At 63.8% G+C, this 17,121-nt stretch carries 12 protein-coding genes and 1 pseudogene; 8 read left to right on the plus strand and 5 right to left on the minus strand.

Annotated elements, in window-relative coordinates; genetic code table 11:
- Positions 1-6: 6 nt before the first annotated feature.
- From RWT78_RS13960 to gatB, 3 genes are all read left to right on the plus strand, one after another.
- Positions 7-669, plus strand: coding sequence for a response regulator transcription factor (locus tag RWT78_RS13960; protein WP_003944694.1), 663 nt, complete (start codon positions 7-9; stop codon positions 667-669).
- A 115-nt stretch (positions 670-784) separates the two neighbouring features.
- Positions 785-1,816, plus strand: a complete 1,032-nt coding sequence (locus RWT78_RS13965) for an ATP-dependent 6-phosphofructokinase (protein ID WP_003944711.1) — start codon at positions 785-787, stop codon at positions 1,814-1,816.
- A gap of 25 nt (positions 1,817-1,841) precedes the next feature.
- Positions 1,842-3,353: an Asp-tRNA(Asn)/Glu-tRNA(Gln) amidotransferase subunit GatB gene (gene gatB, locus RWT78_RS13970; protein ID WP_003944692.1), complete on the plus strand. Its 1,512-nt coding sequence runs from the start codon at positions 1,842-1,844 to the stop codon at positions 3,351-3,353.
- Positions 3,354-3,440: 87 nt separating this feature from the next.
- On the opposite strand, the gene RWT78_RS13975 is transcribed toward gatB, so the two are convergent.
- Positions 3,441-4,487, minus strand: coding sequence for an NAD(P)-dependent alcohol dehydrogenase (locus RWT78_RS13975; protein WP_276116326.1), 1,047 nt, complete (start codon positions 4,485-4,487; stop codon positions 3,441-3,443).
- A gap of 126 nt (positions 4,488-4,613) precedes the next feature.
- Positions 4,614-5,744: a sorbosone dehydrogenase family protein gene (locus RWT78_RS13980; protein ID WP_003944688.1), complete on the minus strand. Its 1,131-nt coding sequence runs from the start codon at positions 5,742-5,744 to the stop codon at positions 4,614-4,616.
- A gap of 90 nt (positions 5,745-5,834) precedes the next feature.
- On the opposite strand from RWT78_RS13980, the pseudogene RWT78_RS13985 reads away from it, so the two are divergent.
- Positions 5,835-6,662, plus strand: a pseudogene (locus RWT78_RS13985) (DoxX family protein).
- 68 nt (positions 6,663-6,730) lie between these two features.
- Here the strand turns inward: RWT78_RS13985 and RWT78_RS13990 are convergent.
- The 3 genes from RWT78_RS13990 to RWT78_RS14000 form a co-directional block, all read right to left on the minus strand.
- Entirely contained in the window at positions 6,731-8,266 is a 1,536-nt protein-coding gene (locus tag RWT78_RS13990; protein ID WP_003944693.1) for an amino acid permease, read from the minus strand.
- Between the two features lie 768 nt (positions 8,267-9,034).
- A complete protein-coding gene (gene ilvD, locus RWT78_RS13995) occupies positions 9,035-10,876 on the minus strand; it encodes a dihydroxy-acid dehydratase (protein ID WP_314676281.1) in 1,842 nt (613 codons plus the stop codon).
- 72 nt (positions 10,877-10,948) lie between these two features.
- Positions 10,949-11,470 (minus strand): PH domain-containing protein, encoded by a 522-nt coding sequence (locus RWT78_RS14000; RefSeq protein ID WP_039973093.1) that lies wholly within the window; start codon positions 11,468-11,470, stop codon positions 10,949-10,951.
- 266 nt (positions 11,471-11,736) lie between these two features.
- Here RWT78_RS14000 and RWT78_RS14005 point away from each other — a divergent pair, with 266 nt between their 5' ends.
- The 4 genes from RWT78_RS14005 to serA all read left to right on the plus strand — a co-directional run bounded on the left by RWT78_RS14005 (position 11,737) and on the right by serA (position 17,075).
- Entirely contained in the window at positions 11,737-13,677 is a 1,941-nt protein-coding gene (locus RWT78_RS14005; RefSeq protein WP_030535411.1) for an acetolactate synthase large subunit, read from the plus strand.
- On the plus strand, positions 13,674-14,177 hold the full coding sequence (gene ilvN, locus RWT78_RS14010) for an acetolactate synthase small subunit (protein WP_003944718.1): 504 nt from the start codon (positions 13,674-13,676) through the stop codon (positions 14,175-14,177). The genes RWT78_RS14005 and ilvN overlap by 4 nt, the downstream gene beginning before the upstream one ends.
- A 53-nt stretch (positions 14,178-14,230) precedes the next feature.
- Positions 14,231-15,232, plus strand: a complete 1,002-nt coding sequence (gene ilvC, locus RWT78_RS14015) for a ketol-acid reductoisomerase (protein WP_314676289.1) — start codon at positions 14,231-14,233, stop codon at positions 15,230-15,232.
- Positions 15,233-15,482: 250 nt separating this feature from the next.
- On the plus strand, positions 15,483-17,075 hold the full coding sequence (serA, locus tag RWT78_RS14020; RefSeq protein ID WP_003944758.1) for a phosphoglycerate dehydrogenase: 1,593 nt from the start codon (positions 15,483-15,485) through the stop codon (positions 17,073-17,075).
- The last annotated feature ends 46 nt before the right edge of the window (positions 17,076-17,121 follow it).

A 17,121-nucleotide genomic window follows, 5' to 3' on the forward strand; every position in this document is an offset into this window, starting at 1 on the left:
GTCCGAGTGCCCATCACAGTATTCATCGCAGACGACCAGGCGATGGTTCGACAAGGGTTCGGAGCCCTACTCTCCGCCCAGTCCGACATCAGCGTGATCGGCGATGCGCCGGACGGCAAGATCGCCGTCGCCGAGGTCGCGCGATTGCGTCCGGATGTGGTCTTGATGGATGTTCGCATGCCCGAGATGAACGGACTCGACGCTGCCCGCCAGATTCTGTCCGCCGGATGGGAACCGCCGGTGCGAGTCCTCATGCTCACCACTTTCGACATCGACGACTACGTCTACGAGGCCCTGAGCGTCGGAGCGAGCGGGTTCATGCTCAAGGACGCACCGGCTGAGGAACTGATTCGGGCGGTACGCGTCGTTGCCGAAGGGCAGGCCTTGCTGGCGCCGACGGTGACGCGTCGCCTGATTGCCGATGTGACCAGCCGGCGGGCCGCCCCGCGCGCACGGCCCGCAGCGCTCGATGCGCTGACCCCACGTGAGCGTGAGGTCCTCGAGCTGATCGCCCGCGGATTGTCCAACGTCGAGATCGCCGAGCGGCTGTTCGTCGCCGAGCAGACCGTCAAGACCCATGTCGGGAAGGTGCTGTCGAAGCTCGATCTGCGCGATCGTGCCCAGGCAGTCGTGTTGGCGTACGAAAGCGGGCTCGTCACGCCAGGTTAGTGATCCCGTACGGCGCGGCGTTGCGGCTCGGCAACGCCGCTATCCTGCGGCAATACGGTGACTGGGGGAAGATGGACACCAAGATCCACAATCCGGTCACGAGAGGTGCTGCACTATGCGAATCGGAATCCTCACGGGCGGCGGCGACTGCCCGGGCTTGAACGCGGTCATCCGCGCCGTCGTACGTACGTCGGCCGGTCGTTACGGCAGTACCGTGGTCGGATTCCGGGACGGCTGGCGAGGATTGCTCGAAGACCGCAAGGTCCCGCTCGACTCCGATGACCGCATCAACCGCATCCTCACCCGCGGCGGCACGATCCTCGGCACCGCTCGCGTGAACCCCGACAAACTCCGTGCGGGCCTCGATCAGATCAAGCAGACTCTCGACGACAACGGGATCGACGTCCTGATTCCGATCGGCGGCGAAGGCACACTCACCGCGGCCAGTTGGCTTTCCGAGAGCGGCGTACCCGTGATCGGTGTGCCCAAGACGATCGACAACGACATCGATTGCACTGACGTGACTTTCGGTTTCGACACCGCCTTGGCTGTCGCCACCGACGCCATCGACAGGCTCCATACCACGGCCGAATCGCACCAGCGCGTCATGCTCGTCGAGGTCATGGGCCGGCATGCGGGCTGGATCGCGCTGCAGGCCGGACTGGCGTCGGGGGCACACCTCACGCTGGTTCCGGAACAGCCGTTCGACGTCGACGAGGTGTGCGCGATGGTCAAGAAGCGCTTCCAGCGTGGCGACTCCCACTTCATCTGCGTCGTGGCCGAAGGTGCGATGCCCGATCCCACGTCGATGACTCTGCGCGAAGGTGGCATAGACGAGTTCGGCCACAAGATCTTCACCGGTGTCGCGCAGCAGCTCGGAAACGAGATCGAGCGCCGCATCGGCAAGGAAGTTCGCACCACCGTCCTCGGGCACATTCAGCGCGGTGGCACCCCGACACCGCACGACCGCATCCTCGCCACTCGCTTCGGCGTTCATGCCACCGACGCAGCTCACCGCGGAGATTTCGGTCAGATGGTCGCGTTGCACGGAACGTCCATCGACCTCGTTCCGCTCGCCGAGGCGACCCGCAAACTCAAGACGGTGCCCAAGGAGCGCTACGAGGAGGCAGCCGCATTCTTCGGCTGAGCCGCAGACGCATAAACTGATCACCATGACTGCTGTCGATGCGCCCGACATCCTCGATTACGACGAAGTACTGACCAAGTACGAGCCTGTGATGGGTATGGAGGTGCACGTAGAACTCGGCACCGCGACCAAGATGTTCTGCCCGTGCCCCACCGAGTTCGGTGCCGAACCCAATACCCAGGTGTGCCCGGTCTGTCTGGGCCTGCCCGGTTCATTGCCAGTGGTGAACGCAGCCGCTGTCGAGTCCGCGATCCGGATCGGTCTTGCGCTGAACTGCTCCATCACGCCGTGGGGCCGGTTCGCACGCAAGAACTACTTCTACCCGGATCAGCCGAAGAACTACCAGATCTCCCAGTACGACGAGCCGATCGCAACCGAGGGATACCTCGACGTGATCCTCGACGACGGCACGACGTGGCGCGTCGAGATCGAGCGCGCCCACATGGAGGAGGACACCGGTAAGTCCCTCCACGTGGGTGGCGCTACCGGTCGTATCCACGGTGCCAGCCATTCGCTGCTCGACTACAACCGTGCGGGCGTTCCCTTGGTGGAGATCGTCACCAAGACCATCCACGGTGCCGGTGAGCGCGCCCCCGAGGTTGCTCGCGCGTACGTCACGGCGCTTCGTGATCTGCTGAAGTCCCTCGACGTCTCCGACGTCCGCATGGACCAGGGATCGATGCGCTGCGACGCCAACATCTCCCTCATGCCGATCGGTTCCACCGAACTGGGGACCCGCACCGAGACCAAGAACGTCAACTCCCTCAAGAGCGTCGAGGTCGCAGTTCGCTACGAAATGCGCCGTCAGGCAGCAGTTCTCGACGCCGGCGGTGAGGTCATCCAGGAGACCCGCCATTTCCAGGAAGGCGACGGCACCACCGCCGCGGGACGCCGGAAGGAAACGGCCGAGGACTACCGCTACTTCCCGGAACCGGATCTCGAGCCCGTCGCTCCGAGCGCCGAGTGGGTCGAAGAACTGCGCGGTACCTTGCCGGAGCTTCCCTGGATTCGCCGTGCGCGGATCCAGAAGGACTGGGGAATCTCCGACGAGGTCATGCGCGACCTCGTCAATGCCGGTGCCATCGATCTGGTGATCGCGACCACCGAGGCCGGTGCTTCGCCCGAGGCAGCGCGCTCCTGGTGGCTGTCCTACCTGTCACAGCAGGCCAACACCCGTGGCGTCGAACTCGGTGCTCTGCCGATCACCCCGGCGCAGGTTGCGCAGGTCGTAGCTCTCATCGACAGCGGCAAGCTCAACAACAAAGTGGCTCGCCAGGTCGTCGATCACGTCCTCGACGGCGAGGGTGACCCGGAGCAGGTTGTCGCGGCCCACCCGGAGTTGGTCGTCGAACGTGACGAAACCAAGCTCAAGGCGGCCGTCGACGAGGCACTCGCGGCCAACCCCGACATTGCGGACAAGATTCGCAGTGGCAAGGTGCAGGCCGCCGGAAAGATCGTCGGCGACGTCATGAAGGCCACTCGTGGACAGGCAGACGCGGCTCGTGTGAAGGAACTTGTCATCGAGGCGTGCAGCTAGCGCACACTGAATTTCTGACACTGATGCCCGGCCGAATCGAATTCGGCCGGGCATCAGTGTTTTTCGCTGTCGTTTGCCGCTGTCGGTCTACAGACCAGGGACCACAACCGCGCGGCCGCTGAGCGTTCCGGCAGCCAGTCGTCGATACGCTTCGGCGCCGTTGTCGAGACTGAAGGTCTCCACCGCGATGTCGAAGATGCCGGCGTGCGCCAGGTCGATCAATTCGATCAGCTCGTTGCGGGCACCCCAGTACGGAACTGTCACCGAAGCCTCGTAAGGACTTTGGAAGAACCCGACTTTGGCATGGGCCTGCCCGTCGCCGATCCCGACGATCGTGACGTCCGATCCGACGCCGGCGACAGCCATCGCGGTGTCGATGGTGGGCTGATAGCCGACGAAGTCGAGAACCAGTGCGGCGCCCTGACTTCCGGTGATCCTGCGGACGTTCTCGGCCGCGTCCTTGTCGGACAGAACCACTTCGTGAGCGCCTACCTTGGTTGCCAGTTCGAGCTTTTCCGCGCTCACGTCGAGTGCGATGACGGTTGCTGCCGAGAGGTGGCGGAGGAGTTGGATGGCGACATGGCCGAGACCGCCGGTACCGATGACGACGGCGTACGAGCCACCGCGAAGTTTCGGCAGTGAACGCTTGATCGCGTGATACGGAGTCAGACCGGCGTCGGTCAGCGGCACCGTCTTGACCGGGTCGAGGTCGCCGATCGGGACGAGGTGGCGAGGTGAATCGACGATCATGAATTCGGCCAACGCGCCGGGTGCACCGAGACCAGGAGGATTGATGCCGAGTTCTTTTGCCCGAGAACAGTAGTTTTCGAGACCTTGCGAGCAGTGCCAACAGCTGCCACAGCCCCAGGGTCCGTAGACGACGACATTGGTTCCGATGTCGAGTCCTTCGACGCCCTCGCCGACGGCCGCGACCCGGCCGGCGCCTTCGTGGCCGAGCGTGAGAGGAAGGCCGTAAGTGTACTGCTCTTCGGGCAGGCTCATGATGAAGTCGTCCGAGTGGCAGACGCCGGCAGCGGTGACTTCCAGGAGCACTTCACCTGGACCGGGCTCGGGTTTGGGAATCTCCGTGAGTTCGGGTTCTGCGCCGATTCTCGTGTACTGGATTGCCTTCATACCGACTCCTTTGTCGTGGTTAGCCAACCGGTCCTGGCAAATGCGTGGTGTTTAGCCCCGCTAACAAAAGAGTACGCATCTGTGCATGTTCGGTCACGGGATCCGTGACCGAACAGACATGGCGGCTCAGTCGATCCCGCCGCTGCCACTCGGCATCGGGATCTTGACCACCTTGTCGTCGTTCGGACCCGGCTCGCCCGCGGTTTTGTTTATCGTGCTCGCCCACATCAAACCGTCGGATCCGAGTGCCAATCCGCCCAGCTGGCCGTACGTGTCTTTCGCCACTGCCGACGGCGCGGTCGTGACGGCACCTGTTCCTGGATCTGCGGCCAGCGCCGAGATCGCTTTGCCGGCCCCCAGCGCGACAGCTACCACTCCCTGCGCCGCGATGCACCCGCCGACTCCGGGTCGGTCGGGCCACGTCCACGCGGGGGATGTCACCGTGCCGTCGGCGCCGACGCGTTGGAGGCGATCCTCGAGAGTGGTTCGGTCCGTGACCCACGTCGCGATTCCCGGATCGACGCACACGCCGCCGCCGTTTCCGATTCCGGACAGAACAACTTCCGGGCGAGGCGGCGCAGCGTTGGGTGTCAGCGATCGGACCCGCAAGAGTTTCCCCGCCAACGAGGCGGGATCCTGAGCAACCGCAGGGTTTCCGGTATCGCCTGTCAGAACCATGAGCTGGTCCGGGGCCGCGAACTCCAGTGACCCGCCGTTGCCGCTCGCGCCGCGCGGGATTCCACCGAGTACTTCCTTGGCGGTGTCACCCGGAGCGATGCGGACCACCCGGTTGTCCGTTCCGGTGGTGACGTAGGCATAGATCAGGTTGTCTTCGACAAACGTGGGAGAGAGTGCGATGTCGAGCAGGCCGCCGTCACCGCTGCCGTCGACGTCGATCTTGGCTACCTCGACCGGTGTCGTGTTGGGAGCTACCTGCATGATCCGGCCGGTCCGCCGTTCGGCGACCAGTCCGGAGTTCCCGTCCGGGAGTGTGACGAGCCCACCCGTGGTGTCGAGACAGGTTGCGATCACGGCGGTGTCGGCATCCTGACACGGTCCGAGGGGGCCGGTCCGCGGCGCCGGCGGCGTGGTCGACGGCGGCGGGTTCTCCGGCTGCACCTCCGCGCTGGCCTGGTTGGTCGGTTCGGGTGTGAACGGCGAGGCAGTCGATTCGTCGAAGTCGGCGCAACCTGCGAGCAACGATGTCCCGAGCACCAGCGCCAGTGCGCCCAGCGCTGCATGCCTACCCGTAGTCATGCCCAAGACGTTACGTAACGCACGGCAGATGCCGCCACGCCGGACCAAGGTTCCCCGCCGAGTTCGTAAATCGGTCATAGGCTCACCTACGTGACTGACGAGCGAAAAGATCCCAGCGAGTTGTCGGATGCGGACAAGCCGACGGGCAATGTGTCCAGTCCGTATGATTCGCCCACCGAACAATTTCCGACGGTGAGCGCCAAGAATCCGTTGCCGCGGACCGACGACGATCTCGATTTCGGTTCCACGAACGCCAACTCCCTGACCGAACAGATACCGACATACCGAGCACCTGGCGCGGATCAGCCGACCGTGGCTCTCGAGCGTGAGACGGCGTACGACGCTCCGATCGCCGCCGTCCCCACCGCCGAAGCCGTGGCAGGTACAACTGAGTCTCCGCGGGGCCGAGGCACTCTCGACCTCGGGTTGCTTGCACTGCGATTGGCCGTCGGTGGAACTGCGTTGGTGCACGGTCTGCAGTAGTTGACCGGTATCTGGAACGGGCCGGGGCTGAACGGGTTCGAGTCGATGCTGGCGGACGCCGGGTTCCAGCAGGCGAAGTGGATGGCGATACTCGGCGCCGTCGGTGAAGTCGCAGGTGGCGCCCTCCTGATCCTCGGGTTGCTGACTCCCGTTGCGGCAGCGTCGGTTCTGGCGGTGATGATCAATGCGTGGGCGCTGCGTCAGGCGAGCGCACCCGGCCTGGAGTACTTCGCCCCGGCCGGGACCGAGTACGAGATGCTGCTCGGAATCTGTGCGGGCGTCATCATTTTGACGGGACCAGGTCGTATTGCGCTCGACGGTCGTCGTGGCTGGGCAACTCGTCCGTTTATCGGATCGCTCGTGGTATTGATCCTCGGTATCGCTGCCGGCGTCTGCACCTGGATCTTCCTGAACGGTGCCAATCCGCTCATCTGAAACTCGCGCCGTCGAACAAACGAACCGCAGCTCACCGAATCGGAGAGCGGCGGTTCGTTTATGAAGGATCAGTCCTTGACGAGTACCGGGTCGGCGTTCGCGGACGGGATGGCCGTTCCGTCCTTGAGCTTGCGACCGAGGACCGACTTGCGGTGACCGTAGGCGAAGTACACGAGCACACCGATGGCCATCCAGACGAGGAACCGGATCCAGGTCTCGACCGAGAGGTTGAGCATCAGCCAACCGCAGGCGAGCACGGCGACGATCGGAACGAACGGCACCAGCGGGACGCGGAATCCGCGCGGCAGGTCGGGGCGGGTGCGGCGAAGGACGATGACACCGACACAAACCAGGACGAAGGCGAACAGCGTTCCGATGTTGACCATCTCTTCGAGCGTGCCCATGGGGAAGAACGCTGCCAGGACGGCAACGATGCCACCGACGATCAACGTGATGCGCATCGGGATGCCCTTGGCGTTGGTCTTGGCCAGGCTGCGCGGCATGAGGCCGTCACGGGACATGGCGAAGAGGACGCGGGTCTGGCCGAGCATCATGACCATGACAACTGTCGTGAGGCCGGCCAGGCCACCGAAGTTGATGGCGGTTTGTGCCCAACCGATGCCGTTGGCCTCGAATGCGGTTGCGAGGGTGGCGCTGGAATCGCCGACCAGCGGACTGCCGTCCTTGAGTTCGGTGTACTTGACCATGCCGGTCAGTACGAGCGTGACGGCAACGTAGAGAACCGTGACGATGGCGAGCGAGCCGAAGATTCCTCGCGGCAACGACTTCTGCGGGTTCTTGGTTTCCTCGGCGGTGGTGGCGACGACGTCGAAACCGATGAAGGCAAAGAACACGAGGCTGGCGGCTGCGAGCAATCCGTAAGCGCCGTAGCTACTTCCGCCTGCGCCGGTCAGCCAGGAGAACAAGGTCTGATGGATTCCGCTTGCAGAACTCTCGGTTCCTTCGGACGGCGGGATGAAGGGGGAGTAGTTCTCCTTCTTGATGTAGAACGCGCCCACGACGATGACGAGCAGGACTACTGCGATCTTGATAGCGGTGATGATTGCGGAGACTCGCGAGGAAACCTTGGTGCCGATCGCGAGGATCAGCGTGATCGCGCCGATGATGAGCAGAGCGCCCCAGTCGAAGCTGATCGACCCGATGTGGGCGGTGGTGCTTCCGCTGGCCCCGATGACGTTGCCGAGGTACAGCGACCAACCCTTGCCGACGACGGCGGAGGCGAGAGCGAACTCGAGAATGAGGTCCCAGCCGATGATCCAGGCGGCGAACTCCCCGAACGTGGCGTAGGAGAACGTGTATGCGCTGCCTGCGACGGGGACGGTGGAGGCAAACTCCGCGTAACACAGCGCGGCGAGGCCACAGGCGATGGCAGCGAGAACGAATGCCAGTGAAATGGAGGGTCCTGCGACATTGCCTGCGGTTCGAGCAGTCAGCGTGAAGATGCCTGCGCCGATGACGACGGCGACTCCGAATACCGTGAGGTCCTTCGCGGTCAGTTCCTTCTTGAGCTTTGTCTCAGGCTCGTCGGTGTCCGCGATCGATTGCTCGACGGATTTGGTGCGCCATATGCCGACTCCGGGCATGTATTGCTCCTTGGTTGTTTCCCGTCGACCTTGTGGGTGACGGGCGGTGGCTGACTGTCGTCGTTGTGATGTGCGTCTCAGCGACCTGATGAGGGAACCACTGGTGAGCGCCGTGTGCAAGTCAGCTCGCTCGAACTGACCGAAATGATCACCTGACTGAAAGTCATCCCCCCTCATGTATCTGAATTGATCAGCTGGTGTCTGAAACCCTACGTCCAAGTGAATTCGCTCACGAGCCGGACGCGCGATTCGGTCTGAAATGTCTGATAGCTCATATCGTCCCGTTGGTGCTCCGCGTGTCGCCCGGTTATTCGGTACCTGTCGGTCGGTCTTGCTGTCGATGAGTTGCACTGTCGCTGTACCAGCACGTCCCATTTCACCCGTATCTGGGCGACAGGCGAGAGGACCACCGCGTACCTGGTTCCGGTCGAGCGTCGATCACGCGTCGTGGCAGAGTGTGTCGGCGACGGGATGATCGGATTGGGTTGTGGTTCAAGCTCATACAACACCGGAGGAAGTATGGCGTGTTCGGACGCAGTCGGTCCCGCGTTCTTCTCCGAGGTGACATGAACCCGACTCTGTCGACCCTCTGCCGTGGCCCGTTGGCGAGCATTCTCGTGGAGCTGAGTTGGTTGCCGCACGTCCGACTGCCCGAAAACCTTGTGTGACTGTCACATCGGCTACGCGCGTCTCGAGCCGCACGCACGCTTACAGAAAAGATCCCCGGCCGAAAAGCGGCCGGGGATCTTTTTCGATTCGTGGCAGAACTTACGGAACGTAGCGAACCGCGCCCTTGTCGGCGGACGTTGCCAGAGCGGCGTAGGCGCGCAGTGCTGTCGTCACGGTGCGCTGACGATCGACCGGCTGCCACGGGCGCTCCGAGGCCTCCATCTTCGCGCGTCGCTCGGCGAGGACGTCGTCGTCGACCAGGATCTCGAGCGTGCGCGAGGCGACGTCGATGCGAACCTGATCGCCGTTCTGGACGAGACCGATGATTCCGCCTGAAGCAGCCTCAGGGGAGATGTGACCGATGGACAGCCCGGAAGTTCCGCCCGAGAAACGACCGTCGGTGATCAGTGCGCATTCCTTACCGAGGCCTGCGCCCTTGAGGAAGGCAGTGGGGTGCAGCATTTCCTGCATGCCGGGGCCGCCCTTGGGGCCTTCGTAGCGCACGACGAGAACGTCGCCGGCCTTGATCTTCTTCTGCAAGATGACCGAGACGGCTTCTTCTTGGGATTCGACGACGAGCGCCGGGCCCTGGAAGGAGAACAGTTCCTCGTCGATGCCGGCCGTCTTGAGGATTGCGCCGTCGAGTGCGATGTTGCCGCGCAGGACAACCAAGCCGCCTTCGACGGTGTAGGCGTTCTCGACGTCGCGGATACAGCCGCCGGCCGCATCGGTGTCGAGGGCAGACCAACGGTTGTCCGTGGAGAACGGTTCGATGGTGCGCACGCCGCCGGGAGCCGCGTGGAAGAGTTCGATTGCCTCGTCGGTTGCCTTGCCGGAGCGGATGTCCCAGTCGTCGAGCCACTGGTCGAAGCTCTTGGTGTGCACGGTGGACACGTCGGTTTCGAGGAGTCCGCCGCGGCGAAGCTCACCGAGCAGGGCGGGGATTCCGCCGGCGCGGTGGACGTCTTCCATGTGGTAGTCCGAGTTGGGAGAGACCTTGGACAGGCACGGAACCTTTCGGCTGATCGCGTCGATGGTGTCGAGGTCGAAGTCGACCTCGCCTTCCTGCGCCGCAGCCAGCGTGTGCAGGACGGTGTTGGTGGAACCGCCCATGGCGACGTCGAGAGCCATCGCGTTGCGGAACGCTGCCGGGGTCGCGATGTTGCGTGGCAGCACCGACTCGTCGCCGTCGCGGTAGTACTTGAGGGCAGCCTCGACCACGGTGGTGCCCGCACGAGAGAAGAGTGCGTGACGAGCCTTGTGAGTTGCCAGCGTGGAGCCGTTGCCCGGCAATGCGAGGCCGAGGGCCTCCGTCAGGCAGTTCATGGAATTGGCGGTGAACATTCCGGAGCAGGACCCGCATGTCGGGCACGCGCTGCGCTCGACCTCGTCGAGGCCCTCGTCGGACACGGCATCGTTGGCAGAGGCGGAGATCGCGGTGATGAGGTCGGTGGGGGCTTGGGCCACGCCGCCGACGACCACTGCCTTACCGGCCTCCATCGGACCACCGGAGACGAAGACGGTCGGGATGTTGAGACGCATTGCAGCGTTGAGCATGCCGGGAGTGATCTTGTCGCAGTTGGAGATACACACCAGTGCGTCGGCTGTGTGGGCGTTTGCCATGTACTCGACCGAGTCGGCGATGATCTCGCGGCTCGGGAGCGAGTAGAGCATTCCGCCGTGGCCCATTGCGATGCCGTCGTCGACTGCGATGGTGTGGAACTCACGAGCGACGCCGCCGGCCGCACTGATGGCCTCGGCAACGATCTCGCCCACGTTCTTGAGATGCACGTGGCCGGGTACGAACTGGGTGTACGAGTTCGCTACGGCGACGATCGGCTTTCCGAAGTCGGAATCCGTCATTCCTGTGGCGCGCCACAGGGATCGGGCTCCGGCAGCATTACGTCCGATGGTGGTGGTGCGTGACCTCAACGGGGGCATGGGCGTGTTCCTTATGTGATCGTTGCTGGTCCACTCAAATAGAAGCGAGGGCCTTTCAACGCTACTCGCGTGCTACGGGCGCTTCTCTTCGGGCTGGTCCTGTGTGTTCTCGACGAGCTCGGATTCTGCTTCTGCTTCTGCAGCTGCTTCTTCCTCCTCGGCTTCCTTGGCGGCGAAGGCTTCTGCGGCGGATGCGTAGGGATCGGTGATGCGGCCGCCGCTGGCGATCGCGATCTCGGGAAGCCTGACGAAGCTGACCGCAGGCAGGGTCACCTCGGTTCCGTCGGTGAGTTCCGCGCGCGCCCAACTCCGCTTCGGGAAGCGGAAACCCTTGACGTCGTCCCAGGCGAGGGTGCGCTTGGAGAACGTCGAGCGGACCTCGAGGCCGTCAGGGCTGACGGTGGTGCGCAGTCGCGCGACGAGATAGACGGCGATGATCGGAAGGATCAGCAACCAGCTGAAGGCGACGGGCCACCCGAAGATCGGGAAGCTGACCGCGAACAGAAGGAACGCGCACGCCATGTAAGCGAGCTGCGAAATGCGGATGACGTGCCGAAGTGGTTTCGGCGTGTGGGATGATTGAGCCGGTGGCACGGGCTGCTGCGAAGTTGACACCTCTACATCTTCGCATTGCAGCCGATGTATCTCAGATTCTGGGACGGTCGACTCACCAAGTTTGCCGTTCGCGACTAGCGCCTCTACTGTCGAGTGCGTGAAACAGAATGAGTTGCTCGTAATCGGCCGGCGCGTCGTCGCCTGAGTCGATTTTTCAACTCACCAGATAACGACGCGCCACCCTCGCTCAGCAGATGCTGACGGGGGTTTTTTGTTGCCCGGAGCCAGAATCAGAGGATTTCCCAGTGAGCGCACCAACAGCACGGCCTCAACCCACGCCGCGCAAGTCAGGGACACCGAGCCCGACAACCGCGGCTGCCGCAACCCAGACGGCCAACCGTCGCCAGCTCCCGCCTGAGCGGGTAACCGGCGCGCAGTCTGTGGTTCGAGCCCTCGAAGAGCTCGAGGTCGACACGGTATTCGGCATTCCCGGCGGTGCCGTGCTCCCGGTTTACGACCCACTCTTCGATTCGGTCAAGGTCCGCCACGTGCTCGTGCGCCACGAGCAGGGTGCAGGCCACGCTGCCACCGGTTACGCCCAGGCGACCGGCAAGGTCGGCGTCTGCATGGCCACCTCGGGTCCCGGTGCGACCAACCTGGTCACGCCGCTGGCCGACGCGCAGATGGACTCCGTTCCGATCGTCGCGATCACCGGGCAGGTGGCGCGCTCGCTGATCGGTACCGACGGCTTCCAGGAAGCCGACATCTCAGGCATCACGATGCCGGTCACCAAGCACAACTTCCTGATCACCGACGCGATCGACATCCCGCGCATCATGGCCGAGGCCTTCTACCTCGCGGCAAGCGGTCGCCCCGGCGCCGTCCTGGTCGATATCCCCAAGGACATCCTGCAGTCGCAGACCACGTTCTCGTGGCCGCCGGAGATGCGTCTGCCGGGCTACCGCCCGGTGACCAAGCCGCACGGCAAGCAGGTTCGTGAAGCTGCACGTCTGATCGCCGACGCCAAGTCGCCGGTTCTGTACGTCGGTGGCGGCGTCATCAAGTCCGACTCCTCGCCGGAACTGCTCGAATTGGCCGAGCTGACCGGTATCCCCGTCGTCACCACGCTGATGGCCCGCGGCGCGTTCCCGGACAGCCACGACCTCAACTGCGGTATGCCGGGAATGCACGGCACCGTTGCCGCAGTCGCCGCTCTGCAGCGTAGCGATCTACTGATCACCCTCGGTGCGCGTTTCGACGACCGCGTCACCGGTCAGTTGAATTCCTTCGCGCCCGACGCCAAGGTCATCCATGCCGACATCGACCCGGCCGAGATCGGCAAGAACCGCTACGCGGACGTCCCGATCGTGGGCGACTGCAAAGAGGTCATCACCGAACTCATCGAGGCGATCCGTGCCGACATGGCCACGGGCACCACGTTCGACCTCACCGAGTGGTGGGCGTACCTGAATGACATCCGTCGTACGTACCCGCTGAGCTACGACCGTCCCACCGACGGTCAGCTGAGCCCGGAGTACGTGATCCAGACCGTCGGCAAGCTCGCCGGACCGGATGCCATCTACTGCGCCGGCGTCGGTCAGCACCAGATGTGGGCCGCGCAGTTCGTCGGTTACGAGAAGCCGCGCACGTGGCTCAACTCGGGCGGGCTCGGCACCATGGGGTACGCGGTTCCCGCAGCCATGGGCGCCAAGATGGGTATGCCCGACACCGAGGTGTGGGCGATCGACGGCGACGGCTGCTTCCAGATGACCAATCAGGAACTCGCAACCTGCGCACTCGAAGGTATCCCGATCAAGGTTGCCCTCATCAACAACGGCAACCTCGGCATGGTGCGTCAGTGGCAGACACTCTTCTACGAAGAGCGCTACTCCAACACCAACCTCGGAACGCACGGCGCCATCCGTATCCCGGACTTCGTCAAGCTCGCAGAAGCATTGGGCTGCCACGGAATTCGTGTCGAGCGCGAAGAAGATGTCGAGGCTGCGATCCGTGAGGCGCAGTCCATCAACGACAAGCCTGTCGTGATCGACTTCATCGTCACCGCCGACGCACAGGTGTGGCCGATGGTCGCTGCCGGAACGAGCAACGACGAAATCATGGCGGCCCGGGGCATCCGGCCGCTGTTCGACGACGACGAGGCAGTTGCCGAGCCCGCCGTCATCCACGAAGCCATGTCACGCGAGCAAGCCGGACCCGCCGCGGGCACAGGGGAGGATCAGAAGTGAGCACCAGTCACACCCTCAGTGTTCTCGTCGAGGACAAGCCAGGCGTGCTGGCCCGCGTCTCCGCACTTTTCTCCCGCCGCGGATTCAACATCGAATCCCTTGCGGTGGGCGGAACCGAGATCCCCGAGATCTCACGTATGACCATCGTCGTCACGGTCGACGAGTTCCCTCTCGAGCAGGTGACGAAGCAGCTCAACAAGCTGATCAACGTCATCAAGATCGTCGAGCAGGACGGTGAAGCATCCGTCGCTCGCGAGCTCGTGCTCATCAAGGTGCGCGCTGATGCAAGCGTGCGCACGCAGGTCATCGAAACGGTGAACCTGTTCCGCGCCAAGGTGATCGACGTCTCCCCGGAGTCCGTCACCATCGAGGCGACCGGTACTCGGTCCAAGCTGGATGCACTGCTGCGGATGCTTGATCCGTACGGTATCCGGGAGATCGTTCAGTCCGGGGTCGTGGCAGTCGGTCGAGGGCCGAAGTCGATCACGGCCACCCGCTAGTACTTTTAGACACGTAAAAATCCAAGGAGAGGTTGAGAACTGTGGCAGTCGAGATGTTCTACGACGACGATGCCGATCTGTCGATCATTCAGGGCCGCAAGGTTGCTGTGATCGGCTACGGAAGCCAGGGCCACGCCCATTCGCTGAGCCTGCGTGACTCGGGCGTCGATGTGCGCATCGGCCTCAAGGAGGGCTCCAAGTCCCGCGAAAAGGCGCAGGAGCAGGGACTGACGGTCGGTACGCCGGCAGAGGTTTCCGAGTGGGCCGACGTCATCATGGTGCTCGCACCTGACACCGCGCAGGCGAGCATTTTCACCAATGACATCGAGCCGAACCTCAAGGACGGCGACGCGCTGTTCTTCGGTCACGGCCTGAACATTCACTTCGACCTGATCAAGGCTCCGGAGTTCGTCACCGTCGGCATGGTCGCCCCCAAGGGCCCCGGCCACCTGGTGCGTCGTCAGTTCGTCGACGGCAAGGGCGTTCCCGCGCTCATCGCCATCGACCAGGATCCCAAGGGTGAAGGCCAGGCTCTCGCTCTGTCCTACGCCAAGGGCCTCGGCGCAACCCGCGCAGGCGTCATCAAGACCACGTTCAAGGAAGAGACCGAGACGGACCTCTTCGGCGAGCAGGCCGTGCTCTGCGGCGGCACCGAGGAACTGGTCAAGACCGGTTTCGAGGTCATGGTCGAGGCCGGCTACGCACCCGAGATGGCGTACTTCGAGGTTCTGCACGAGCTCAAGCTCATCGTCGACCTCATGTACGAGGGTGGCATCGCCCGCATGAACTACTCGGTGTCCGACACCGCTGAGTTCGGTGGATACCTCTCCGGCCCGCGCGTCATCGACGCCGACACCAAGGAGCGCATGAAGGCGATCCTGGCCGACATCCAGTCCGGCGAGTTCACCCGTCGTCTGGTTGCCAACGTCGAGAACGGCAACACCGAGCTCGAGGGCCTGCGCAAGGCCAACGCCGAGCACCCCATCGAGGTCACCGGCAAGAAGCTGCGCGACCTGATGAGCTGGGTCGATCGTCCGATCACCGAAACCGCGTAATTCGCAGTTTCACGCTCCACGTCTCCACTGGCCTGATGCCGCGCCGGTTCAATTACGTTGAACCAGCGCGGCATTGGGCCGGAGTCGTTTTCAGGGTCGTCTGAGTCCGGATTCATATTCCGTCGAGAATTTGCCCGCGAAAGTGTCCACTATGTGGTATTGCCTACCGCGTTGTGGATTCCAAGTGAGCGCGCACTAAACTATCGGTGGTTAAACCACCTTCACACCCACCTAATCAGGGAGTTTGCACGTGAGCCAGCCTGGCCGTCCCGTTGTTCTGATCGCCGACAAGCTCGCGCCGTCCACAGTCGAGGCGCTCGGTGACGGTGTGGAGGTGCGTTGGGTCGACGGACCCGACCGCCCGGCGCTGCTCGCCGCGGTACCCGAGGCCGACGCGATTCTCGTCCGTTCCGCCACCACCGTCGACGCCGAGGTTCTGGCTGCCGGCACCAAGCTGAAGATCATCGGCCGCGCCGGTGTCGGCCTGGACAACGTCGAGATCCCCGCAGCCACCGAGCGCGGCGTGATGGTCGTCAACGCACCGACCTCCAATATTCACTCCGCTGCCGAGCACGCTGTCGCGCTCCTCATGTCGACCGCTCGCCAGATTCCCGCAGCAGACAAGACACTGCGTGAGAACACCTGGAAGCGAAGCAAGTTCAACGGCGTCGAGATCCTCGGCAAGACCGTCGGCGTTGTCGGACTCGGCCGCATCGGCCAGCTCTTCGCGCAGCGTCTCGCTGCGTTCGAGACCACGATCATCGCGTACGACCCCTACCTGCCCGCAGCGCGCGCAGCGCAGCTCGGCATCGAACTGGTCACCATCGACGAGCTCGTCGAGCGCGCCGACTTCATCTCCGTGCACCTGCCCAAGACCAAGGAAACGGCCGGCCTGATCAACGCCGAGCGCCTCGCCAAGGCCAAGGACGGCGTCATCATCGTCAACGCCGCTCGCGGTGGTCTGATCGACGAAGATGCGCTCTACGACGCACTCGTCTCCGGCAAGGTCCGAGGCGCCGGTCTCGACGTGTTCAGCACCGAGCCGTGCACCGATTCCAAGCTTTTCGAGCTCGACAACGTCGTTGTCACCCCGCACCTCGGAGCATCGACGTCCGAGGCTCAGGACCGCGCAGGTATCGACGTGGCCAAGAGTGTTCTCCTCGCTCTGGCAGGCGAATTCGTTCCCGAGGCTGTCAACGTCTCCGGCGGCCCCGTGGGCGAAGAAGTTGCTCCGTGGCTCGAGCTCGTCCGCAAGCTCGGCCTCCTCGCTGCGACGTTGTCGCCCGAAGCTGTGCAGACCGTGCAGGTTGTCGCCACCGGCGAGCTGTCTGCCGAAACCGTCGACATCCTCGGCCTGGCTGCACTGCGCGGCGTGTTCTCCGCCAGCAGCGATGAGGCCGTCACGTTCGTCAACGCTCCGGCACTGGCCGAGCAGCGCGGCGTGACCGTGTCGGTCGAGAAGCACTCGGAGGCTCTTGCCCACCGCAGCGCGGTCGAGGTGCGTGCAGTTGCCGCCGACGGCACGGTCACGTCGGTCACGGGCGCACTCACCGGTCTGCAGCAGGTCGAGAAGATCGTCAACATCAACGGACGCAGCTTCGACCTGCGCGCCGAGGGCCACAACATCGTCGTTCACTACAGCGATCGCCCGGGCGTTCTCGGTGTCCTCGGTACCGTCCTCGGAAACGCGGGCGTCGACATCCTCGCAGCAGCACTGAGCCAGGATGCCGAAGGCGAAGGCGCAACTGTCATCTTGCGCGTCGATCGCGTCGTCGGTGACGCCGAGGTCGAGGCAATCGTCTCGCAGCTCGACGCTCGCGTCGCCCAGGTCGACCTTTCCTGATTGTTTTTGCTGTGCGCCTTTATCAACCGCCCGCGGTTGATAAAGG

Source organism: uncultured Rhodococcus sp., from assembly GCF_963525155.1.
Taxonomy (GTDB): Bacteria; Actinomycetota; Actinomycetes; order Mycobacteriales; family Mycobacteriaceae; genus Rhodococcus_F; species Rhodococcus_F qingshengii.